The sequence below is a fragment of the Streptomyces luteosporeus genome, assembly GCF_039532865.1.
Taxonomy (GTDB): domain Bacteria; phylum Actinomycetota; class Actinomycetes; order Streptomycetales; family Streptomycetaceae; genus Streptomyces; species Streptomyces luteosporeus.
In genome coordinates this window covers 1-21,979 of record NZ_BAAASL010000023.1, presented here as the reverse complement: position 1 = coordinate 21,979, position 21,979 = coordinate 1, and the positions used below count along the sequence as shown (strand labels likewise).

Below are 21,979 nucleotides of genomic sequence, written 5' to 3'. Positions count from 1 at the left end.
CGGTGCCTAGCGTCGCCGTAGTTCCCCTACCGTGCCCCCAGGAGGCGTGATGCGTCTGCAACGGCCCGATACGCTCGCGGAGTTCACCGAGTGGACCGCGGAGCTCTTCGGCGCGCTCCCCGCGCTGCGCCACCGCCGGCGCGGGGGCGAGGGGGCCGGCGAGTGGACCGAGACCGGATACCACCGGCTGCGCGAGACCGTACGGGAGATCGGGCGCGGGCTGATCGGCCTGGGGGTGGCGCCCGACGACCGGGTGGCGATCCTGTCGGAGACGCGCCCGGAGTGGACGCAAGGCTGCTTCGCGGTCCTGGCCGCCGGCGCGGTCGTGGTGCCCGTCTACCCCACGGCCGGGCTGGAGGAGCTGGCCTGGGTGCTCGGCGACTCGGGCGCCTCCGTGGTGATCTGCGAGGACGCCGCCCAGGCGGAGCGCATCGCCGCCGTGCGGGACCGGCTGCCGGCGCTGCGACACGTGGTCCTCGTCGACGGCGGCCCCGGCGACGTGCGGCTCGCGGCGCTGCCGGACCGGGCGCCGCTGGCCGCGCTGCGGGCCCGGGCGACCGCGCGCCGGCCCGAAGACCTGTGCCTGATCGTCTACACCTCGGGCACCACCGGCCTGCCCAAGGGCTGCCGGCTCACCCACGGCAACATGGTCTCCAACAACGACGCCACCAGCGGCCTGACCGAGAGCGCCCCGGGCGACGTGACGTACCTGTACCTGCCGCTGGCGCACATCATGGGACAGCTGGTGCAGCTGTCGGCCCTGCGCCAGGGCGGCACGCTGTGCTACTTCGGCGGGCGGGTGGAGGACGTCGTCGCCGAGCTGGCCGAGGTGCGGCCCACGCACCTGCCGTCCGTACCCCGCCTGTTCGAGAAGGTGCACGCGGGCGTCCTCGCGCGGGCCGAGGCGGCCGGCCCGGACGGCAGGGCCCGGCTGGAGGCCGCGGTGCGCACCGGGCTGGAGATGGCCGAGGCCGAGGAGCGCGGGGTCAAGCCCCACGACGAGCTCAGAGCGGCCTGGCAGGAGGCGGAGGAGCGCGTCTTCGCGCCCGTGCGGCAGCTCTTCGGCGGCCGGCTGCGCTGGGCGCTGACGGGGGCCGCCCCCATCGCCCCCCAGACCGTGGACCTGCTGCGCGCCTGCGGCATAGGGATCTTCGAGGGGTACGGGATGACCGAGGCCGCCGGGGTGGTCACCCTCAACCACCGGGCGGCCGTGCGGTACGGCACGGTGGGGCGGCCGGTCGCCGGCTGCGAGCTGCGCATCGCGGACGACGGCGAGGTGCTGGTCCGCGGGCCGGGGGTGTTCGCCGGCTACCACGGCGACGCGGCCGCGACCGCCGCGGCGGTCGACGCGCAGGGGTGGCTGCACACCGGCGACGTCGGCAGCCTGGACGAGGACGGCTACCTGAGGATCACGGGCCGCAAGAAGGACCTGATCATCACCTCCAGCGGCAAGAACCTCGCGCCCGCGCCCGTGGAGGCCGCGCTGCAGCAGTCGCGCTGGATCTCCCGCGCGGTCATGATCGGCGACCGCCGGCCGTACCCGGTGGCGCTGCTGACCCTGGACGCCGACGAGATCGCGGCCTGGGCCGTCCGGGAGGGCGTGGCGTTCGGCGCCGCGGGGCCCGCCGGTCACCCTCAGGTGCAGCGGCTGTGCCGGGAGGCGGTGGACGCGGCCAACGAGCGGATCTCCCGGCCGGCCCGCATCCGCGCCTTCGCGATCCTCCCCGAGGACTTCTCGGTCGCCGGCGGAGAGCTCACGCCGACGCTGAAAATGCGCCGCGCGGTGATCGAACAGCGGTACGCCGCAGAAATCGCCGAAATGTACGAATGAAACCGTTGGGGAAGGGCAGGGAAAGGCCCGGAAAAAGGCAGGAGCCCCGCCTCCGCCGAAGCGGGGCAGGGCTCCTTGGAGTGGACCCCGGAGGATCCGGAAATCACGCCGGGGTGACGTTCTCCGCCTGCGGGCCCTTGGGGCCCTGCGTGACGTCGAAGGTCACCGGCTGGTTCTCCTCGAGGGAGCGGAAGCCGGAGGCGTTGATCGCGGAGTAGTGGACAAAGACGTCGGGGCCCCCGCCGTCCTGGGCGATGAAGCCAAAGCCCTTTTCAGCGTTGAACCACTTCACGGTTCCGGTAGCCATAAGCCCTCCTTGGGCCAAAGGGTTGCCCTGCTCCAGAACCTGCAAAGGAGTCTGAAAACTACAAAAGCCTGCGGGTCACATGCTCCGCAGGCTCTGTACTGCAAGGGAAACCAAACTGCAACTTGCGGCGAGCCTAGCACGCGAGGTTCTTCCGGGGAAGGAGTCGAAGATCACGCGTGTGGCGGGTTTTCCGGGCCCGGCGCCCGGAAAAGATCGCAGGTCGGGCACTGCGACACAGGACCCCGGTCCGGCGGCCCCCGGGCGCCGGGGCTAGCCTCCGGATGTGGACAATTCAGCCTCACCGGCCCGCCCCCGCGTGGGCCACATCCAGTTCCTCAACTGCCTGCCCCTGTACTGGGGCCTCGCCCGGACGGGCACGCTGCTCGACCTGGAGCTGACCAAGGACACCCCGGAGAAGCTCAGCGAGCGGCTGATCGCCGGGGACCTGGACATCGCGCCGGTCACCCTCGTCGAGTTCCTCAGACACGCCGACGAGCTCGTCGCCCTGCCGGACATCGCGGTGGGCTGCGACGGCCCGGTGATGTCCTGCGTGATCGTCTCGCAGTTGCCGCTGGACCGGCTCGACGGGGCGCGCGTCGCCCTGGGCTCCACCTCCCGCACCTCCGTGCGCCTGGCGCAGCTGCTGCTCGCCGAGCGCCACGGCGTGCACCCCGAGTACTTCACCTGCCCGCCCGACCTCGGCGCGATGATGCAGGAGGCCGACGCCGCCGTCCTCATCGGCGACGCCGCGCTGCGCGCCTCCCTGCACTACGCGCCCAAGCTGGGGCTGGAGGTGCACGACCTCGGGCAGATGTGGAAGGACTGGACGGGCCTGCCGTTCGTCTTCGCCGTCTGGGCGGCCCGCCGCGACTACCTGGCCCGCGAGCCGCGCCTGGTCTCCGAGGTGCACCGGGCGTTCCTCGCCTCGCGCGACCTGTCGCTGGAGGAGGTCGGCAAGGTCGCCGAGCAGGCGGCCCGCTGGGAGGCGTTCGACGCCGAGCTGCTGGAGCGCTACTTCACGACGCTGGACTTCCGCTTCGGCCCGGCGCAGCTCGCCGGCGTGACGGAGTTCGCCCGCCGCACCGGACCGACCACCGGCTACCCGGCCGACGTACGGGTGGAACTGCTGAAGCCCTGACCCCTCGCCCGTCGATTCGGGGCCGAGGGACCAGGGCTTCGGGCCTGGGCGCTAACGCGATCAGGAGGAGGGCGTGGGGCCTTCCATGTGCTGACTGATGTACTGGATCAGGCCCTCGCCCATGTTCGGCACGTAGGTCTTGGCGTTGTGCTTGCCGCCGGGGATCTCCCGCAGCATCGTGTGCACCGGGCCCTTGCCGTACTGCGCCTGGAACTGCTTGACCTGGCTCATCACGATCGGCGGCTCGGCCGTGCCGACCTGGAAGGCGATGTAGACGTCCGGGCCCTTGGTGTCGATCAGGTGCTGGGCGAGCTTCTGCGGGTTGTTCTCCTGCTTCTCCTTCTCGTGCCCGTTCCACAGCGGGGAGTCGGGGACGATGTCGGGGCCGGAGGCGATGACGGCCTTGAACTTGTCCGGGTGCTTCAGCACGGCCTTGAAGCCCGCGAAGCCGCCGGAGGAGGAGCCCATGAAGCACCAGCCGTCACGCGACTTCAGCGTGCGGAAGTTCTGCTTGATCAGGTCCGGGACGTCCTCGGACAGCCAGGTGCCCATCTTCGGCTGGTTCGGGATGTCGCTGCCGTCGTAGTAGTGCTTGTCGTCCGGGTTCAGGATCGGCATCGCCAGGATGAACGGCAGGGACTTGCCCTCCTGGGACCACTTGCTGATGCTCGACTGGAGGTTGAGGTCGGTGCCCATCCAGTAGTTGTTCGGGTAGCCGGGGCCGCCCGGGAGCGCGATCATCACCGGGAAGCCGCTCTTGGCGTACTTCGGGTCCTTGTACTGCTTGGGCGCCCAGACCCAGACCTTGCCCGTGAAGCCCGACTTCTTGCCCGTGATCGTCACGACGCCGATCTCGGTGCCGTCGCTCAGCGTGTTGGCGTTCTTGAACTGTGCCGCCGGGCCCGTCGGCATCAGCGTCTTGGAGTCCGCGGCCTGGGCGTCGGTGCCGCCCGCCTGACCACCGCCGTTGTTGTTGTCCTGACCGAAGCTGACCGGGTCGCCCTTCTTCGAGAAGGGACCGATCTCCATGTACTTCAGGACACCGCCGGTGATCAGCCCGAGTATCGCTATGGACGCCGCCACGATCACCCAGATCTTGGCGCGCGACGCGCGACGCCGGCCCTGCGACTGGTACTTGCCGTCGGGGTCGTAGTCGTCGTGGCCGTGCGGCGGCCAGCCACCCGGGCCACCGCCCTGGGCGTAGCCGTCGTACGACTGCTGGGGCGCCCGGCCGTAGCCGCCCGGCTGCCCGCCGTAGCCGCCCTGGCGGCCGTAGCCGTCGGCCTGCGGGTAGCCACCCCCCTGGGGGTAGCCACCGCCCTGCTGGTACCCCGCGTCGGGCCGGTAGCCCCCGCCTGGTGAGTGCGTCATCGCGTCGCTCCGGATGATGATGCTGCTGCCCCGAAGGACATGACGGTTCGTTCCGCCCTAGGGGATGGCCGAACGACGGTGCGAGGTTCCTGGGACGGCCCGTGAATTGAGTCATAACTTCGGAACAGGGCCGGAAGGCCCGCGCGCGGGGAGGGCGAAAGGCCCGATGCCTCCTTTGTCGCCCCCGTGACCGCGGCCCGGAGCCCTCGACTAGGCTGGCGACACCTGCTCCACACCCCCTTCGAAGGGACGTCCGGTGACCGAGAACGCCGACCTCGCAGCCGTCCTCGACCGCGCCGCAGCCGGTGGCCGGATCACCCCGGAGGAGGCGCTCGAGCTCTACCGCTCCGCACCGCTGCACGCCCTCGGCGCGGCCGCCGACGCCGTGCGCCGCAGGCGCTACGCCGGCACCGAGCACATCGCGACGTACATCATCGAGCGCAACATCAACTACACGAACGCCTGCGTCACGGCGTGCAAGTTCTGCGCCTTCTACGCCCCGCCCAAGAGCGACAAGGTGTGGACCCGCCCGCTCGACGACATCCTGCGCCGCTGCGCGGAGACCGTGGAGCTGGGCGGCACGCAGATCATGTTCCAGGGCGGGCACCACCCCGACTACGGCGTGGAGTACTACGAGGAGCACTTCGCGGCGATCAAGAAGGAGTTCCCGCAGCTCGTCATCCACTCCCTCGGCGCCTCCGAGGTCGAGCACATGTCGCGGATCTCCGGCGTCAGCGCCGAGGAGGCCATCCGCCGCATCCACGCCGCGGGCCTGGACTCCTTCGCCGGCGCCGGCGCCGAGCTGCTGCCCGAGCGCCCGCGCAAGGCGATCGCCCCGCTCAAGGAGTCCGGCGAGCGCTGGCTGGAGATCATGGAGCTCGCCCACAACCTGGGCGTGGAGTCCACCTCCACCATGCTCATGGGCACCGGCGAGACCAACGCCGAGCGCATCGAGCACCTGCGCATGATCCGCGACGTGCAGGACCGCACCGGCGGCTTCCGCGCCTTCATCCCCTACACCTACCAGCCCGAGAACAACCACCTGAGGGGCCGCACGCAGGCCACGATCTTCGAGTACCTGCGCATGATCGCCGTCGCGCGGCTCTTCCTCGACAACGTCGCCCACATCCAGGGCTCGTGGCTGACGGTCGGCAAGGAGGCGGGCCAGCTCTCGCTGCACTACGGCGCGGACGACCTCGGCTCGGTCATGCTGGAGGAGAACGTCGTCTCCTCCGCCGGCGCCAGGCACCGCTCCAACCGCATGGAGCTCATCGACCTCATCCGCAAGGCCGGCCGCGTACCGGCGCAGCGCGCCACCACGTACGAGCACCTCCTGGTGCACGACGACCCGGCCAACGACCCGGTCGACGACCGCGTCGTCTCCCACCTGTCCTCGACCGCCCTCGAAGGCGGCACGGCCCACCCCGAGCTGCAGATCGTCGAGGCGAGCTGACGGGCTGATCCCTTGCTGACGCTGCACGCGGCCGACCTGCTGATCGCCGGCCCCGGCACGGATCCCGTGCCGGACGGCGCGGTGGCCGTCGACGGCGGTGCGATCGCGGCGATCGGCCCGTACGAGGAGGTCGCCGCGGCCTTCCCGCAGGCACGGGTGCGCCGCTGGCGCGGAGTGCTCACGCCGGGCCTGCGGCAGCCCGCGGCGGGCGCCCTCCTGCGGGGCGCCTACCACCCGGACCCGCGCGAGTACGCCGAACTGGGCGAGCGCCCGCTGACCGGCGAGCGGCTCGCGTCCCTGGAGATGGACGAGACCCGCTGGTCCGGCAGCATCCGCCGGGGCCTGCAGCAGATGCTGCGGCACGGCACGACGGCCCTCGCGGGGCCCTTGACCGATCCCCTGACGGCAACGGCGGTGGCCCGCTCGGGCCTGCGCGTCCTGCCCCCGGCCGCTCCCGCCGAGGCGCACCTCGACCCCTTGAGGGGCGCGGCGTCCCTGGCGGATGCCATCGCCTCCCCGCTGACCGTCGGCGGCCGCGCCGACTTCGCCGTCTTCGACGTCCCGGACGTCTCCGCGCTGGAAGCGGCCGGAGCGGGCACGTGCGTGGCCACGGTGCTGGCGGGCCGGCTGGTGCACCGGCGCCGCTGAGAGCGGCGTGGAAGCCCGTTCATTACTTCGGGTGACGCTACCGTCGTATATGGGACCGCGATCCGCACCCGCGTCCACACTCGCGTTCATGGGAGCAGTGATGATCGCAGAACGGCTGGAGAAGGCCACTCCTGAGAACTGGATGTTCCCGCCTCCGGAGGGGTGGACATTCGATCAGGTGAAGGACCTGACTCTGCCCTTCGACTGGGACCTCGTGGATGGGGCGATCGTGGTTCGGGGTAGGGCTCTGCCGTGGCACAACAAGGTGAGGTCGTCCCTTGAACAGCACCTGGGGGAGTGTCTCGTCGAACCCTTTGGCGTTCTCGGTGAGCAGTGCGTTCTGATCGACGAGTACAACCCTCCCGTTCCTGATGTTGTCGTGTTCAACGCGCGGGGCTTCGACCTCCTGGCAGCGGAATACGTACCGGTGGAGAAGGCCGTCCTTCTCGTGGAGGTCGTGTCTCCCGGGTCGCGTCAGGACGACCGCGTCCGTAAGCCGGCCATGTACGCGGCGGCCGGTGTCCGTTACTACTGGCGGGTGGAGCGGGGTGACGACGGAATGCCCGAGGTGCACGAGTTCTGGCTTCCCGTGGGGAAGGACGCCTACATCCCGGCACCTCTGCATCCCGTGCACCGGGGGAAGCTGGAAACGGAGGTTCCGTTCCCTGTCGCCATCGACCTGGCGAATCTCCTCAAGTTCTGAACGCCGTCAGCAATCCGTCAGAACGGCGTCCGCCCACGTCAGGGCCGCGTCAAGGGCCCCGGTCGTAGCGGATTCGCCCGGCAGGATGATCCGTGCGGGGACGGCCGCTGCGGTCGTCGCGTGGTGCGGTGTGTCAGGGTCCCGTCCGCGATGCGGACGAGCCGGAAGGGCGCGCACTGCCGGAGGAAGTCCGGTCGCCGAGGGGGGCGACGGGCAGGGGGCCGGCAGGCCTGGAGGGCGAGGGGGCCCACAGAGCGAGCGCAGTGCGCACCACGGGCGCGACCGGTCCTTCCCGGGCGGCCGTCCCCGTCCAAGATCCCGCGCGGGCCGTGGTGAAGAATGGCCGGGTGACCCGAGCATCCCTGGACAAGCAGCCGCACGAAGTCGCCGCGATGTTCGACGACGTGGCGGCGAAGTACGACCTCACCAACGACGTGCTCTCGCTCGGCCAGGCCCGGCTGTGGCGCAAGGAAGTGGCGAAGGCCGTCGCCGCCCGGCCGGGGGAGAAGGTGCTCGACCTCGCGGCCGGCACCGGCACCTCCTCGCTGCCCTTCGCCGCCGACGGCGCCTACGTCGTGCCGTGCGACTTCTCGCTGGGCATGCTGCGCGAGGGCAAGAAGCGCCAGCCGTGGCTGCCGCTGACCGCCGGCGACGCGACGAAACTGCCCTTCGCGGACGGCGTCTTCGACGCCGTGACCATCTCCTTCGGGCTGCGCAACGTGCAGGACACCGACGCCGCGCTGCGCGAGATGCTGCGGGTGACCCGGCCCGGTGGGCGCGTGGTCATCTGCGAGTTCAGCCGGCCCACGTGGGCGCCGTTCCGCACGGTCTACACCGAGTACCTGATGCGGGCGCTGCCGCCCGTCGCCCGGGCCGTGAGCAGCAGCCCGGACGCGTACGTCTACCTCGCCGAGTCGATCCGCACCTGGCCCGACCAGCCGGCCCTGGCGGCGCGGCTGCAGGGCGCGGGCTGGTCCAAGGTGGCCTGGCGCAACCTGACCGGCGGCATCGTGGCCCTGCACCGGGGCGTCCGCCCGGCGGACTGACGCCCTGCCGTCGCCGGCACGGCGGCCTCCGGTGTTTGTCATGGGCAGGACTCAAGATCGGTACGATCTTGGGCCCCCGGCCCTGACGTCCCCTCCGGAGGCCCCATGCCGTCCCCGTTCTGTCCCGCCTGCGGCGCCGCGTTCGTCGCCGAAGCGCGGTTCTGCATGAGCTGCGGCAGGGAGCGCCCGGCCGCCGCCGCGGTCGCCGCAGCCGCGGTTCCCGCCCCGCCGCTGCCCACGGCACCTCCGCCGTACGCGCCCCCACCGGCGTACGCGCCGAACGTCGCGCCCTCGCGCGGGGCACAGTTCCTGCGCAGCGCGCTGACCGGCGACTGGGCCGGCTCGGCCAAGGCGGCCCTGTGGCCCGCCGGCCTCCTCCTCGGCCTCGCCCTGCTGCTGTCCATACCTTCCACGGACGACTACGCCGAAGCCGGCTTCGGCAACTGGTCCGACCGCTTCCAGCTCACCGTCGCCCTGCTCCTGCAAGGACTGGGCGGCACCCTGGACATCGAAGTGGGCGGTGGCGGCCTGCTGTCCTTCGTCATCAGGGGCAGCGGTTCGGTCTCCGTGTGGCCGCTGACCATCACCCTGCTGTGGGCCGGCGCCGTGGCCCTCGGCGCCGTACGGCTGCGCCGCGCCGAGGCGGCCGGTACGGCCGGCGGCGGCGCGCAGGCCGCCCTGCGCCTCACCCTGCTGAGCGGTGCGGTGGTGCTCGTGCTCGGCCTGATCGGCCGGCCGAGCACCGAGATGGTCGACATCTCCACCACCCCGCTCCTCGCCGCGCTCTTCACCCTCGTGCTGACCGGCGCGGTGAGCGGCGCAGTGCTGTGCCGCACCGCGCTCACCGCCCGGCTGGGCGCCGGTGCACAGGTGGTCGTACGGGCGTGGGGCACCGCCCTGCGCGCCCTGGGGCTGTCCGTCGCGCTGTGCGCCCTCGTCGCCTTCGTCGTCATCGCCACCCACACCGACGACATGGGCGACTGGGCCGCGCCCACGTCCCTGCCGCTGCTGGTCAACTGCGGCCTGGCGGCACTGGGCGTGTCCTGGGGCGCCGGCATCGAGGGTTCGGTGAGCGACGGCGGCCGGCACGAGGGCGGCACCCTCGGCCTGTCCGAGATCGGCGACACCGCGGGAGCCTGGGCACAGACGGGCACGGTCGCCCTGGGCGTGGTCTGCGCCCTGATCCTGGCCGCCATGGTGGCGCGCCGCTCGGCGGACCGGAGCGAGCAGGTGCTGTCCGGGGTGTTCTTCCTGGGCACGCTGTGGCTGCTGTCGTTCGTCACGGGCTTCTCGATGGAGATCACCCGGGGCTCGGGCTCCGGCTCGTCCTTCGGCTCGTCCTTCGGCTCGTCGTACGGCGGGAGGAGCACGGCCACCTCGATCCACACGAACCAGGCCGAACTGCTGCTGTTCGGCCTCCTGTGGACGGCGGCAGCGGTGCTGCTCGCGGCGCTCTACGCCGCCCGCGGGGGCCGTCCGGCCGGGGGCGCGGGCGGGGGCGGCAAGGCCGCCCCGCTGCCCCCGCTGCCGACGGCACCGCCGGCGGGCGGGGTGCCGACGGGCGCGGGCACGCCTACGGCGCCGGCGGGTGCGGTGGGTTCGGCTCCTGCCGCCCCTGCTGCCCCTGCTGCCCCTGCCGCCCCTGCCGCTCCTGCGGACCTTGCGACGCCGCCGGCGTCACCGGCAGCAGCGGCTTCTGCCGCCCCTGCGGCGCCTGCTGCGCCGACGGCGGGCGCAGGTGCGCTGCCTACGGCGCCTGCCGCGCCGCCGGCTTCTGCGGCGGGTATGGCGCCCACCGCCCCCGCGGCGCCCGCGGTTCCTGCCGCACCGCCGGCCGCCGCGACCCCTGCGGCGCCCGCCGCCCCCGCGGCCCCCGTCGCCGTACCGGCCGGGCAGCCGTACGCGGCCGCCGCGTACCCGTCCGTGCCCGGGCAGCCGCACACCGCCGTTCTGCCCACGTTCCAGCCCCCGGCGCCGCAGGCGCCGGCCGCGCCGCGGGCCGGGTCCGTGCGCAGTCCGCTCGTGTGGGTGGCCATCGGTCTGGCCGCCTTCCTGATCGGTGGCGTCGCCACCGCCGGCGTGATGCTGACGGGTGGTGACGACGGCAAGGGCACCGATGCCCAGGCGCCCGCCACCGCCGGCCCGTCGGCGAAGCCCTCGGCGGCACCGTCCGCGCAGCCCTCGGCGGAGCCGTCCGCGTCCCCGTCCGCCGGCGGCTCCGCCGGCCCGGCGGCGGTGCAGCCGCCTGCCGGGCAACTGCCCAAGGGGTACACGCGCGTGACCTCCCCCGAGGGGTACTCGCTCGCCGTGCCCGAGGGGTGGAGCAGTCAGGACAAGGGCAGCGACCAGACCGACTATCACGGCCCCACCGGGCCGGAGACCTTGCGGGTCGGCATCACGCGCAAGCCCGCCGTCTACTCGTACGAGCACTTCGAGCAGCTGGAGAAGACCGTTTCCCAGCAGGACGGCTACACCCGCGTGCAGCTGACCCGCAACACCTTCCAGGGCCGGCAGGGCGCGCTGTGGGAGTGGACGTGGAAGGAGAAGAACGGCGAGGTCATGCACGCGCTCGACCAGGCGTACGTGGATGCCGACGGCAAGGAGTACGCGATCATGTACACCTGGCGGGACCGGTTCGGCGCCCAGGGGCGCTCGGTGTTCGACAACGCGGTCAAGTACTGGTGGGTGGGTCCCCTGGACTTCGACTGATTCGACTGACCGGGCGCGCAGGCGCCGGTCCGGCGGCTCGGCGCGGCTCTTAGACTCGGCGGGTACGAGCCCAGCAGTCCCGTCCCGTCCCCTTGCCGAAACGGAGAGCCCGCCGTGACCGAGTCGCGTACGCGTACCGAACACCGTGCCGATGTGATCGTGGTCGGGGCGGGCCCGGCCGGCTCGACGACCGCCTACTACCTGGCCAAGGCCGGCCTGGACGTCCTGCTGCTGGAGAAGACGGCGTTCCCGCGCGAGAAGGTGTGCGGCGACGGCCTGACGCCGCGCGCCACCAAGCAGCTGGTGGCGATGGGCATCGACGTCTCCGAGGAGGCGGGCTGGCTGCGCAACAAGGGCCTGCGCATCATCGGCGGCGGCGTGCGCCTGGAGCTCGACTGGCCGGAGCTGGCGTCCTTCCCCGACTACGGGCTCGTGCGCAAGCGCGACGACTTCGACGAGCAGCTGGCCCGGCAGGCGGTCAAGGCGGGCGCCCGGCTGTACGAGCGGTGCACGGTCGGCGCGCCCGTCGTGGACGAGGTCACCGGCCGGATCGTGGGCGTGGAGGCGAAGCTGGGGGAGGAGAAGGCGCCGGTCACCTTCGCCGCCCCGCTGGTCGTCGCCGCCGACGGCAACTCCTCCCGGCTGTCGCTGGGCATGGGCCTGCACCGGCGCGAGGACCGTCCGATGGGCGTGGCCGTGCGCACGTACTTCACCTCGCCCCGGCACGAGGACGACTACCTGGAGTCCTGGCTGGAACTGTGGGACCGGCGCGGCCCGGGCCCGGACCGGCTGCTGCCCGGCTACGGCTGGATCTTCGGCATGGGCGACGGCACGAGCAACGTCGGTCTCGGCGTGCTCAACACCTCCGCCTCCTTCAAGGAGCTGGACTGGCGCGAGGTGCTGCGCGCCTGGTGCGCCTCGATGCCGGAGGAGTGGGGCTACACGCCAGAGAACATGACGGGCCCGATCCGCGGCGCGGCCCTGCCGATGGCCTTCAACCGCCAGCCGCACTACACGCGCGGGCTGCTACTGGTCGGTGACGCCGGCGGCCTGGTGAACCCGTTCAACGGCGAGGGCATCGCGTACGCCATGGAGTCGGGGCAGCTCGCGGCCGACGTGATCGTGCAGGCGCACGCCCGCGGCTCGTACGCCCAGCGGGAGCTGGCCCTGCAGCGCTACCCGAAGGTCCTCAAGGACACCTACGGCGGCTACTACACGCTCGGCCGGGCGTTCGTGAAGCTCATCGGCAATCCGAAGGTCATGAAGCTGGCGGCGGAGCGGGGCCTGACGCATCCGCTGCTGATGAAGTTCACGCTGAAGATGCTGGCCAATCTGACCGACCCGACGGGCGGCGACGCGATGGACCGCATCATCAACGGGCTGAGCAAGGTGGCGCCCCGCTCCTGAGGGTTCGTCAGGAGCACAGCGTGATTCACCCCTTCGTGTAGCTTTCGTGCGGTTTCGGCGTGTCGTGTTCACGGAAGTTTGGAGGAGAGTCCGGCTCCGTTTGCGGGGCCGGAAGGGCTTTCTCGTGAAGGGAACCCGCTCGTCATGAACCCTGTGAAGAGACGCACCGCCCGCCTCGCCGCACTCGCCGCGGCCCTGACCCTGCCCGCCGCCGTCCTCGCCGGCCCGGCGCACGCCGCGCCGCGCACCGCACCGCAGGCCGCACCGCCCGCCGCGCCCGCGGAGAAGGCGAAGAAGCTGACGACCTGCTCCGTCAACGGCATCCCCGTGACCGGGGCGGTCGTCCACGGCACCCCCGGCCCCGACCGCATCACCTGCGAGAGCGTCGACGCCTTCACCGTCGTGGACGGCCTCGGCGGCGACGACTTCATCGACGTCGGCATCGTCGGCCCCTACGGCCGCGTCAACGGCGGCTTCGGCAACGACAGGATCTTCGTCCACCTCAACCTGGGCGTCGTCGACGGCGGCCCGGGCCTCGACTCCTGCGTGATCCTCCAGGGCAACCGGGCGCTCGACTGCCCGTGACGCCGCCTTCCGCCGCCTCGCGGCACGCCCCGCCCGCCGTGCGGACCACCAGCGCGCGGCGGGCGGACCCCGCGCACACCACCTCTTCCGAGGGAGGGCCCTGGTGAGGAAGCCCGACTGCGCCGTCGCCTTCGCCGTGGCGGCCGTTCTCGTCCTGCCCGCGGCGGTACGCCCGGGACCCGTCGCGTACGCCGCCGAACCCACCGCCCCCGCACCGGCCGCCACACCCGCCCCCGCACCCACCTGCACCGTCAACGGCACCCCCGTCGCGGGCCCGCAGATCGACGGAACGGACGGCGACGACACCATCGTCTGCACCGCACTGGCCCGGGAGGACACCGTCGACGCCGGCGCCGGCGACGACACCGTCTCGCTGTCCGGCACCGTCGAGGGCCACGTCCTCGGCGGGACCGGCGCCGACCACATCACCCTCGAACACGGCGCCCGGCTCACCGAGACCGGGGACGTCGACGGCCAGGCCGGCGACGACGCCCTCGACCTGCGCGGCACCGTTCTGGGCACGGTGCGCGGCGGCCAGGACCGCGACACCATCCTGCTCTTCAGCACCGCGGACACCGGAGAGCACAGCGTCATCCGCGGCGCCCGGGGCGCGGACGTCATCCTCGCCGACGGAGCGGTGACCATCCGCGGCCTGGTCGAAGGCGTCTTCGACAACGACTACATCGACATCAACGGCACCGTCGCCCCCACCGGCACCGTCCACGGCGACGACGGCGACGACGTCCTCCACGTCCACGACAACCGCGGCACGGTCGACGCCGGCGAGGGCACCGACACCTGCGTGATCGACACCGGCAACGCCGCCCTCAACTGCCCCTGACCCTCCGGGGTGGGATCCGGACAGGAGTACGACGGCGGGTACCGTGCGGCGCGGGCGGCCCCTAGCCTGACGGCCAAGCACCCGTCGAGCATTGGGGGTTCACCGTGTCGCACCGCACGCCCCGCCCGTCCCTGCGCCGCGCCGGCGCCCTGGCCGCCGCGGCCGCGGCCCTGGGCCTCGGCCTCGCCGCCCCGGCCCAGGCGAGCCCCGGGCCCGTACCGCCGCTGACCGCCCACGAGCAGGCCCTGCTCGCCTCGAACGTGCCCAAGACCGTCGTCCTCGACCCGGCCACGGGCGGCATCCTGTCCGTCCGGCAGTCGAGCGAGCCGGCCGGGGAGCAGGGCATCAGTCAGCACAATGTCTGCAACCGCGGCGACGGTTGCTTCCTCAGCGGCCGCGTCCCGTACGCCCACCAGGGCTTCTACGGGTCCCCGGGCACCGCCCGCGGCACCTGGCCCTACCGCAGCGGCTACGACACCGGCAACTACACCGCCTCCGCCTGCTGGACCCAGGCCTGCGCCCAGCGCCCGCTGCCCCCGCACACCCGCGCGACGTTCGGCGGCACGCTGGTGACGGGGACGTCCTTCCGCATCCACTGACGCGCCACGAGCGGGGTGACGAACGACCCCACCAACCGCACCGGTTCCGCGTCGGCGCCGTGGGCCAGGACTCCGGCGGGCCGCGCCCGCCGAAGAGCGCGACCTTGCAGGCTTGCAGGCTTACCGGCTTACAGGCCGCGCTCGATCATGTCGATGACGTCCTGGACCGCCTGCTGGACCTGGGTGGCGTGCAGGCCGCGCAGGGGGCCGTCGATGAGGAGGGCGGCCAGGCCGTGGACGGCCGACCAGGCGAGGAACTCGGCGCCGGGGCGGCGGTCCTCCGGCAGGACGCCGGCCTCGACGAGGTCGTCGAGGGCCGCGCCGAGGAGTTCGAACGGCGTCCTGCCGCCGTCCCCCGCGGCGGTCTCGTCGGCCGCGTGGGTCATATCGCCGGGCACGTGGAACGCGGTGCGGAAGAGCCCCGGTTCCTCTCGGGCGAAGCGCACGTAGCCGGTGCCGACCGCCCGGAAGCGGGCGCGCGCGCCGGCCGCCGCGTCGGCGGCCGGCGGCAGGGCGGCCTGTTCGGCCTCCATCGTGCGCGCGACCTCGGCCATGGCGGCCTGGGAGACGGCGTGCAGCAGCGCGCTGCGGTCGGCGAAGTGGCGGTAGGCGGCGTTGGGCACGACCCCTGCCCGCCGCGTCGTGGCCCGCAGGACGACGGCCTCCGGCCCGCCCTCGCGGGCCAGTTCGAAGCCTGCCCTGATCAGCGCGTTGCGAAGGTCGCCGTGACGGTACGTCGCGCGCTTCGGCCCGGCCCCCTCGGCCACAGCCCGCACCTCCCTATGTGGACAGCATCCACTTTTCTCGCCTAGGCTGCAGTTGATCACGGGGGGTCCGCGGATCGCCGCACCCTCCGAATGTGGACATCGTACACAAGCGCGATGCGCGACGTGCGACATGCGTAACGGAGGACAGCCGCATGACCATCCAGGTGAAGGGCCCCGCCAGCTACTTCCCGTCCATCGAGAGGACGTATGGCCGCCCCGTGGCCGCATGGCAGGAGCTCATCCGCTCCTCGCCCCTGACCCGTCACATGGAGCTGGTCGCCTGGCTCAAGGCCGAGCACGGGCTCGGCCACGGTCACGCCAATGCCCTCGTGGCCCACACCCTCGCCGAAGACAGCGGCAAGTAGCGTCAGTACGTCAGCAGCGTCACGAAGGAGAAGCACATCCCATGCGCATCGTGATCAGCGAGTTCATCAGCCTCGACGGCGTCGTGCAGGCACCGGGCGGCCCGGAGGAGGACACCGACGACGGCTTCGCCCACGGTGGCTGGTCGCACCGGTTCTTCGACCCCGACGTCGTCGGCGGGGCCTTCGCCGACGCCCTCGGCAAGGCCGAGGCCCTGCTGTTCGGGCGCCGCACCTGGCAGACGATGGCCGCAGCCTGGCCCGAGCGGGCCGGCGACCCCTTCGCCGACCGCATGAACGCCATGCCGAAGTACGTCGTCTCCAGCACGCTCGGCGATGACGCCCCGGCCTGGGACAACACCACCCGCATCCTCGGCGACGAGGCCCTGCGCCGTATCCGCGAGCTGCGCGCGACCGAGGGCGGCGACCTGCTCGTCATGGGCAGCCCCAGCCTCGTGCGCACCCTCCTGCACGAGGGCCTGTTCGACGAGCTGCGGCTCGTCGTCATGCCGGTGCTGCTGGGCGGCGGCAAGACGATCTTCCCGCGCGACGGCCTGCTGCGCGAGCTGGAACTGGTGGACGTCGTCACCAGCAGCACGGGCACGCAGGCGTGCACGTACCGCCCGGCGGCGAAGCAGGGCTGATCTTGGGGCTTTCGTGCCGAAACCTTGGGAGTGCGTGCCATACGGTTCGTGCCTGCACCACCCGCACTTCCCCGACACGGAGCCCCAGTGCCGCTCAGAGAACGCCGTCAGCAACAGACCTATGAGGCGGCGTTTCCGCTGCTCTTCCCCGGGGAGAGGGTCGAGCTCATCACCTTCGCCCACGTCGGCAGCGTCTCCAAGCGCCGGCAGCTGGCCACGACGGCCCTGGTGGGCGTGATCAGCGCGGGGACGGTGATCGCGACCGTCCGGCCGCGGCAGATGTACATCGTCCTCACCGACCGGCGGCTGCTGTTCTTCAACGGCCACACGCCCTCCGGCAAACCCGGCAAGCTCCTGATGGACCTGCCGCGCGCCTGCGTGGCGGGCAGCGCCCCGAAGAACGGCATGTTCGGCATCACGCTGGCCGGCGAGCTGATGGTGGCCGGCTGGGAGAAGGGACTCAAGCTGCGCTTCCCGGAGGACTGCCGCGAGGAAGGCCAGTACCTCCTCGGGGTCCTGCCGGGCGCACCGTACGTCCCGCCCGCCGCTCCGGCCGCGCCCGTCACGTACTGACGGGCGGCGTGAGGGGCGGCGCCTCCTTCAGCAGGCGACTGATGTGCGCGGTGATCGCGGGGATCACCCCCGACATGCCCGGGCGCCAGCCCGGGACCGCGTTGACCTCGCAGATCACATGGCCCCCGGCGGCACCGTCGGCCCCGTCGGCGGTGAAGAGCAGGTCCACCCCGGCCACCGTCAGGCCGAGGGCCCCGGCGGCCGCCACCGCCAGTGCCTCGGCGGCCGGGTAGCGGCCCAGGCACAGGTCCGCGGTGCCGCCGCGGGCGAGGTTCGCGGCGAGGGAGCCGTCGGCGGAGGTCCGTACCTCGGCCGCCACCGGGACGCCGTCCACGACCACCACCCGCAGGTCCCGGCCGTGGGAGGCGGTCACGTACCCCTGGAACAGCAGCGGCACCTCCTGCGCCAGGCTGCCCGCCACCGCCCGCAGCAGCTGCCCGTCGGGGGCCAGGAACACCCGGTTCCCGCCGTGCCCGTTGACGGACTTCACCACGCACGGCGTCTCCAGGGCAGGGCTGCGCACCACCCCGCCGAGCGGCGCCGTCGCGTACGACAGGGAGTCGGGCACCGGCAGCCCGGCCAGGGCGAGGTCCTGCAGCTGCCACAGCTTGTTGCGGCAGCGGTGCACCGCATCGGCGGTGTTGATCAGGACGGCGCCCATGCGCTCCAGGTGCCGCAGCAGCGTCATCTCCCGGTCGTGGGACATCGTGCCGGGCGCCTGCCGCACCAGGACGACGCGCGGCGGCGGTACGTCCAGGCCGCCGAGCGTGCGCAGCACCAGGCGGCCCTCCCGGACGCCGAACAGCAGCTCGTCGGAGCGCCAGACGGCGAACCGCGGGCCGAAGGCCTTCGCCAGCGCCCCGGACAGCGCCTTGGTGGCCTTGAGCAGCGGCGCCGGGTGCTCCCGCACCAGCATCCACACGTCGGCGCATGCGACGTGGACGGAGTCGGTCACGGGATCTCCCTCTGCGGGACGGCTGTACGGCCGTACGGATGTACGGCGTCGTCGACCGCAAGATCCTTTCCGGGGACTCGGCTGCCGAAACGCCGGTCTCAGTTGCCGCAGCGGTTCACCGGCAGCGCGACGGGCAGCTGGGTGAGGTGCGCGGTGCGCACCCCGGGGTTGTGCGTGACGGCGGCCGTGGCGGGGCCGGTCTTGTTGACGCAGGTGTTGTCGGCGGCGGGGTTGCCGACGCCGAGGACGTTCGTACTGGCCGCGGCCACGCCCGCCGCAGCGGCCAGCCCGGCGACGGTGGCGCCCGCGACGGCCACGGCACGACGGACGAGGTGAGAGGTCTCAAAGGTCATCGCAACCCACTCCGTTGATCGGATCGTTGGATCATCAGGATCATCTGGACGCAGGTACAACGACAGGCGGCGCACGGCATGTTGCGCAGGGGCGGGCGTCCACCCCAACGGATGACGGCTCGGCCCGGCTCAGCCGGCTCGACCGGGTCGACCGGCTCAGGCCAGCATGCCCTCGATCAGATCGGCGGCTCGCGCCGCGCCGCCCTCCGCCCGCACCTCGGCCCGCAGCCGCGCCGAGCGGCGGGCGACCTGCGCGTCGGCGGTGAGGTCGAGCAGGGCCGTGCGCAGGTCCTCCGCGGTGGCTTCCGCGGTGTCGATGCGGCGGGCCACGCCCAGGTCGACGAGCCGGTCGGCGTTCATGGACTGCTCCATGTTCTGCGGCGCCACGAGCATGGGGACCCCGGCCAGCAGCCCGTCGCCGCAACCGCCCATCCCGGCATGGGTGACGAAGGCGTCGGCCTCCCGCAGGACCGCCGGCTGGGGCACCCACGGGTGCACCTCGACGTTGGCCGGAATCTCGCCGAGTTCCTTCGGGTCGGTGTACTTGCCGATCTGCAGCACGACGTGCCAGCCGGGCAGGTCGCCGAAGGCCGCGAGGCACTGCCGGTAGAACTCCGCCTGCCGCGTGTTCGCCGAGCCCATGGAGATCAGCAGCACCTTCGCCGCGCCGGCGGGGCCCGCCGGGCGGGTCCAGCCGCCCTCGTCCGCACGGGCGGCGGAACAGGGGCCGACGAACGTCACCACATCGGTGTCGACCTGCTCGGCGTGCGGCTGCATCGCCCGGGGGATCAGCGCCAGGGCGCGCGGCGGGCGGCCCGAGAAGGTGTCCACGTCGGTGGTCGTGGCCCCGCAACCGGCGAGCCACTGCGCGAACCTCTCCCAGAACGCGTCGGCGCCCGGCAGCTTCCGCACGTGCGCCACGACGTCCCGGTGGTAGTCGCGCCAGCCCACGAAGGTCGGGGACAGCTGCAGGCAGGGCCGGCCCTGCGACTCGGCCAGGGCCCGGGCGACGTACGCGCCGATGTCGTACAGGTAGAGGTCGGCCGGGTCGTCGTCGTAGACGGCACGCAACTGCGGCAGCGCCTGGACGGCGTCGTCGAGGAAGAGCCCCATCGCGGCGATGGCGTCCTCGGGCCAGTTGTTGTCGGCGACCGGCAGCGTGGACGTGCAGGGCACGAGCTCGGCGCCGGTACCGGCGATCAGCTCGGCGACCGCGGGGACGACCGCCGGGTCGACGGCGTACGTCACCCGGTGCCCGCGGGCCACCAGCTCACGGACGACCTCCAGGCCCGGCAGGACGTGGCTGAGGATGGGAACGCCGACCATGGCGATGTGTGCGGGCAACGTCGGATCACTCGCTTCAGTGCTGAGGGGCGTGTCAGTGCCGAGGGGCTTGCGGAGTCTGTGGGGCTTGTGGAGTCTGTGGGGCTTGTGGGGCAGCCGCTTCGAGGTCGTCGACGCTGCCGGACATGAGGGTGCGGACGTGCTCGGTGATGTGCTCCGTCGGCCAGTCCCACCAGGCCAGGGCCAGCAGCCGGGTGACGTCCCGCTCGCTGTAGCGCGTACGGATGAGGCGGGCCGGATTGCCGCCGACGATCCCGTAGTCGGGTACGTCGGAGGTGACCACGGCACCGGAGGCGATGATCGCGCCGTGCCCGATCCGCACGCCGGGCATGACCGTCGCGCCGTGACCGAACCAGACGTCGTTGCCGACGACGGTGTCCCCGCGGTTCGGCAGGTCGGTGAGCAGGTCGAAGTGCTCGGCCCACGAGCCGCCCATGGTGGGGAAGGGGAAGGTCGACGGGCCGTCCATGCGGTGGTTGGCGCCGTTCATGATGAACCGCACGCCGGTGCCGATCGCGCAGAACTTCCCGATGACCAGCTTCTCCGGCCCGTAGTGGTACAGCACGTTGCGCGACTCGAACGCGGTCGCGTCGTCCGGGTCGTCGTAGTAGGAGAACTCCCCGACCTCGATCAGCGGCGACGTCACCAGCGGCTTCAGCAGCACGACGCGGGGCTGCCCGGGCATGGGGTGCAGCACGGTCGGATCGGCGGGGAAGGAAGACACGCGTCCATGATCGCTGCGGAGGGGGAAGCGGGCCAGCGATTTATGGCGGGGGTCCGAGGCGGGGGCCGAGGCGGGGTCCGATAGGGGTCTCTCGGTTCGTCCCCCGGCGTGCCGTGGGCCCGCGGGGCCGGGCGGGCGCCGAGACTGACGCCACTCGGCGCACCGGCCGGGTCCGGCAGGGCGAGGGAGAGCGAGTCGCGCATGACCGGCATGACCGGCGAGAAGACCGTCCTGATCACCGGCACGTCGTCGGGCATCGGCCTGGCCGCCGCAGTGGCTGCGGCGCAGGCCGGCTGGCACGTCGTCGCCACGATGCGGGACCTGTCGCGGGGCGATGCGCTGCGGGAAGCGGCCACCACGGCAGGGGTGGACGAGTCCGTGGAGGTACGCCGCCTCGACGTCACCGACGTGGCCTCCGTGACGGCGTGCATCGAACGGGTCGTCGCCGACCACGGACGCCTGGACGCACTGGTCAACAACGCCGGTGCGGGACATCTCGGCACCATCGAACGGGATTCCGTCGAGGACGTACGGGCCGTGATGGAGGTCAACTTCTTCGGCGTCGTCCAGACCACCCGGCTCGTCCTGCCGCACCTGCGCGCGGCGGGCGGCCGCCTGGTGACCGTCAGCAGCGTGGGAGGGGTCGTCGGCCAGCCGTTCAACGAGGCGTACTGCGCAGCGAAGTTCGCGGTCGAGGGGTTCATGGAAGCGCTGGCACCTGTGGTGGCGCGGTTCGGTGTGCGGATCACGGTGGTGGAACCGGGGCCGGTCAGCAGCGAGTTCGTGAACAACATCGGCCTGGACGTGGAGCGCCTGTCCGAGGCCGCAGGCCCCTACCGGCCCGCCCTCGATGCCTACCTGTCCCGCCTCGAAGACATCTTCGCCACGGCCCAGACCCCGGCCGAGGCGGCAACCCCGGTGATCCAGGCCCTGACGGCCGCGGAACCGCCGTTGCGGATGCAGACCTCGGCGTGGGCCCGCGACTTCGTGAGCGGCAAGCTCGCGGATGTGGACGGGACGGGGGTGCTGGCGATGACGGGGGAGTGGGTGACGGGGGAGGGGTGAGCCCCCGGGGGCGAGCCCCACCTGCGGTGGGCGGATGACCGTATCGCGGCGGACGGACGGCCTCCGGAAGGCTGGGGTGCGCAGGGAGGAGTTGCGGATGCGCGAGTGGGTGGGACGGCGGAGGTTACGTTCATCGGTGTCACCGGTGACGGCGCTGGCGGTGGCGGTGGCCGTCGGGGTCATGGTGGTGGGGGTACTGGTGCAGTTGAGCTGAGCGGTGCGGGGCGCTGTGCGGGGCGGTGCGGGTGGGTGGGTTTGGTGGTGGAGTGTGCGCTGCGCCGCTGCGCGGCTTGGGGGGCGGAGGGCCGGGCTGCGCCCTGGGGGCCCACCCGCTGCGCGGCTGGAGGGGCGAGCCCGGGATGGTGTGGGTGCGTCGGAATCGTTTGCCTGGTGGAGTGAGGTCCGCCGCTGCGCGGCTTGAGGGGGCTGGCCCGTGGTGGCGGCGTTTCCCTTTCTTGTGGGGTGGTCGCTCCGCTTCGCTGCGCGGGGTGGGGGAGTGTGCGCTGCGCCGCTGCGCGGCTTGGGGGGCGGAGGGGCGGGCTGCGCCCTGGGGG

22 protein-coding genes are annotated in these 21,979 nt (G+C 72.5%); 15 read left to right on the top strand and 7 right to left on the bottom strand.

Annotation, left to right across the window (positions count from 1 at the left end; translation table 11 throughout):
- Positions 1-49 precede the first annotated feature (49 nt).
- Complete coding sequence (locus tag ABD361_RS25430; RefSeq protein ID WP_344438357.1) at positions 50-1,831, top strand: AMP-dependent synthetase/ligase; 1,782 nt, start codon at positions 50-52, stop codon at positions 1,829-1,831.
- 103 nt (positions 1,832-1,934) lie between these two features.
- On the opposite strand, the gene ABD361_RS25425 is transcribed toward ABD361_RS25430, so the two are convergent.
- On the bottom strand, positions 1,935-2,138 hold the full coding sequence (locus ABD361_RS25425) for a cold-shock protein (protein WP_182313849.1): 204 nt from the start codon (positions 2,136-2,138) through the stop codon (positions 1,935-1,937).
- Positions 2,139-2,421: 283 nt separating this feature from the next.
- On the opposite strand from ABD361_RS25425, the gene ABD361_RS25420 reads away from it, so the two are divergent.
- Complete coding sequence (locus tag ABD361_RS25420; protein ID WP_344438355.1) at positions 2,422-3,276, top strand: menaquinone biosynthetic enzyme MqnA/MqnD family protein; 855 nt, start codon at positions 2,422-2,424, stop codon at positions 3,274-3,276.
- A gap of 60 nt (positions 3,277-3,336) precedes the next feature.
- Here the strand turns inward: ABD361_RS25420 and ABD361_RS25415 are convergent, their stop codons facing one another.
- Entirely contained in the window at positions 3,337-4,647 is a 1,311-nt protein-coding gene (locus ABD361_RS25415; RefSeq protein WP_425583319.1) for an alpha/beta hydrolase, read from the bottom strand.
- 256 nt (positions 4,648-4,903) lie between these two features.
- Between ABD361_RS25415 and mqnC the strand changes: the two genes are divergently transcribed.
- The 9 genes from mqnC (at position 4,904) to ABD361_RS25370 (ending at position 14,638) form a co-directional block, all read left to right on the top strand.
- Positions 4,904-6,100, top strand: a complete 1,197-nt coding sequence (mqnC, locus tag ABD361_RS25410; protein WP_344438354.1) for a cyclic dehypoxanthinyl futalosine synthase — start codon at positions 4,904-4,906, stop codon at positions 6,098-6,100.
- A 12-nt stretch (positions 6,101-6,112) separates the two neighbouring features.
- Entirely contained in the window at positions 6,113-6,748 is a 636-nt protein-coding gene (locus ABD361_RS25405; RefSeq protein ID WP_344438352.1) for an amidohydrolase family protein, read from the top strand.
- An 88-nt stretch (positions 6,749-6,836) separates the two neighbouring features.
- Positions 6,837-7,451: a Uma2 family endonuclease gene (locus tag ABD361_RS25400; RefSeq protein ID WP_344438350.1), complete on the top strand. Its 615-nt coding sequence runs from the start codon at positions 6,837-6,839 to the stop codon at positions 7,449-7,451.
- Between the two features lie 347 nt (positions 7,452-7,798).
- Positions 7,799-8,497, top strand: coding sequence for a demethylmenaquinone methyltransferase (locus tag ABD361_RS25395; RefSeq protein ID WP_344438348.1), 699 nt, complete (start codon positions 7,799-7,801; stop codon positions 8,495-8,497).
- A 105-nt stretch (positions 8,498-8,602) separates the two neighbouring features.
- Positions 8,603-11,206 (top strand): hypothetical protein, encoded by a 2,604-nt coding sequence (locus tag ABD361_RS25390; protein ID WP_344438346.1) that lies wholly within the window; start codon positions 8,603-8,605, stop codon positions 11,204-11,206.
- Positions 11,207-11,320: 114 nt separating this feature from the next.
- Positions 11,321-12,613 carry a geranylgeranyl reductase family protein gene (locus ABD361_RS25385; RefSeq protein ID WP_344438345.1) on the top strand — a complete coding sequence of 431 codons (1,293 nt, stop codon included), beginning with the start codon at positions 11,321-11,323 and terminating at the stop codon, positions 12,611-12,613.
- Positions 12,614-12,757: 144 nt separating this feature from the next.
- Positions 12,758-13,198, top strand: coding sequence for a hypothetical protein (locus ABD361_RS25380; protein WP_344438343.1), 441 nt, complete (start codon positions 12,758-12,760; stop codon positions 13,196-13,198).
- A 103-nt stretch (positions 13,199-13,301) separates the two neighbouring features.
- Positions 13,302-14,039, top strand: coding sequence for a hypothetical protein (locus ABD361_RS25375; protein ID WP_344438341.1), 738 nt, complete (start codon positions 13,302-13,304; stop codon positions 14,037-14,039).
- A 104-nt stretch (positions 14,040-14,143) separates the two neighbouring features.
- On the top strand, positions 14,144-14,638 hold the full coding sequence (locus ABD361_RS25370) for a hypothetical protein (RefSeq protein ID WP_344438339.1): 495 nt from the start codon (positions 14,144-14,146) through the stop codon (positions 14,636-14,638).
- Positions 14,639-14,766: 128 nt separating this feature from the next.
- Here ABD361_RS25370 and ABD361_RS25365 read toward each other — a convergent pair whose 3' ends face one another.
- Positions 14,767-15,405 carry a TetR/AcrR family transcriptional regulator gene (locus ABD361_RS25365; protein WP_344438336.1) on the bottom strand — a complete coding sequence of 213 codons (639 nt, stop codon included), beginning with the start codon at positions 15,403-15,405 and terminating at the stop codon, positions 14,767-14,769.
- Between the two features lie 152 nt (positions 15,406-15,557).
- Here ABD361_RS25365 and ABD361_RS25360 point away from each other — a divergent pair, with 152 nt between their 5' ends.
- The 3 genes from ABD361_RS25360 to ABD361_RS25350 all read left to right on the top strand — a co-directional run bounded on the left by ABD361_RS25360 (position 15,558) and on the right by ABD361_RS25350 (position 16,984).
- A complete protein-coding gene (locus ABD361_RS25360; protein ID WP_344438334.1) occupies positions 15,558-15,770 on the top strand; it encodes a DUF4287 domain-containing protein in 213 nt (70 codons plus the stop codon).
- Between the two features lie 41 nt (positions 15,771-15,811).
- The gene (locus tag ABD361_RS25355) at positions 15,812-16,411 is read left to right on the top strand and encodes a dihydrofolate reductase family protein (protein WP_344438332.1); all 600 of its coding nucleotides are present in this window, start codon (positions 15,812-15,814) and stop codon (positions 16,409-16,411) included.
- A gap of 87 nt (positions 16,412-16,498) precedes the next feature.
- The gene (locus ABD361_RS25350; RefSeq protein ID WP_344438330.1) at positions 16,499-16,984 is read left to right on the top strand and encodes a hypothetical protein; all 486 of its coding nucleotides are present in this window, start codon (positions 16,499-16,501) and stop codon (positions 16,982-16,984) included.
- Here the strand turns inward: ABD361_RS25350 and ABD361_RS25345 are convergent.
- The 4 genes from ABD361_RS25345 to ABD361_RS25330 all read right to left on the bottom strand — a co-directional run bounded on the left by ABD361_RS25345 (position 16,974) and on the right by ABD361_RS25330 (position 20,321).
- Entirely contained in the window at positions 16,974-17,939 is a 966-nt protein-coding gene (locus ABD361_RS25345) for an ATP-grasp domain-containing protein (RefSeq protein ID WP_344438328.1), read from the bottom strand. The genes ABD361_RS25350 and ABD361_RS25345 overlap by 11 nt on opposite strands.
- 98 nt (positions 17,940-18,037) lie before the next feature.
- Positions 18,038-18,292 carry a chaplin family protein gene (locus ABD361_RS25340; RefSeq protein ID WP_344438326.1) on the bottom strand — a complete coding sequence of 85 codons (255 nt, stop codon included), beginning with the start codon at positions 18,290-18,292 and terminating at the stop codon, positions 18,038-18,040.
- A 156-nt stretch (positions 18,293-18,448) separates the two neighbouring features.
- Complete coding sequence (locus ABD361_RS25335; RefSeq protein ID WP_344438504.1) at positions 18,449-19,618, bottom strand: macrolide family glycosyltransferase; 1,170 nt, start codon at positions 19,616-19,618, stop codon at positions 18,449-18,451.
- A 52-nt stretch (positions 19,619-19,670) separates the two neighbouring features.
- Positions 19,671-20,321, bottom strand: a complete 651-nt coding sequence (locus ABD361_RS25330) for a CatB-related O-acetyltransferase (protein ID WP_344438502.1) — start codon at positions 20,319-20,321, stop codon at positions 19,671-19,673.
- A 249-nt stretch (positions 20,322-20,570) separates the two neighbouring features.
- On the opposite strand from ABD361_RS25330, the gene ABD361_RS25325 reads away from it, so the two are divergent.
- Positions 20,571-21,425, top strand: a complete 855-nt coding sequence (locus ABD361_RS25325) for an SDR family NAD(P)-dependent oxidoreductase (protein WP_344438501.1) — start codon at positions 20,571-20,573, stop codon at positions 21,423-21,425.
- Positions 21,426-21,979: the final 554 nt, after the last annotated feature.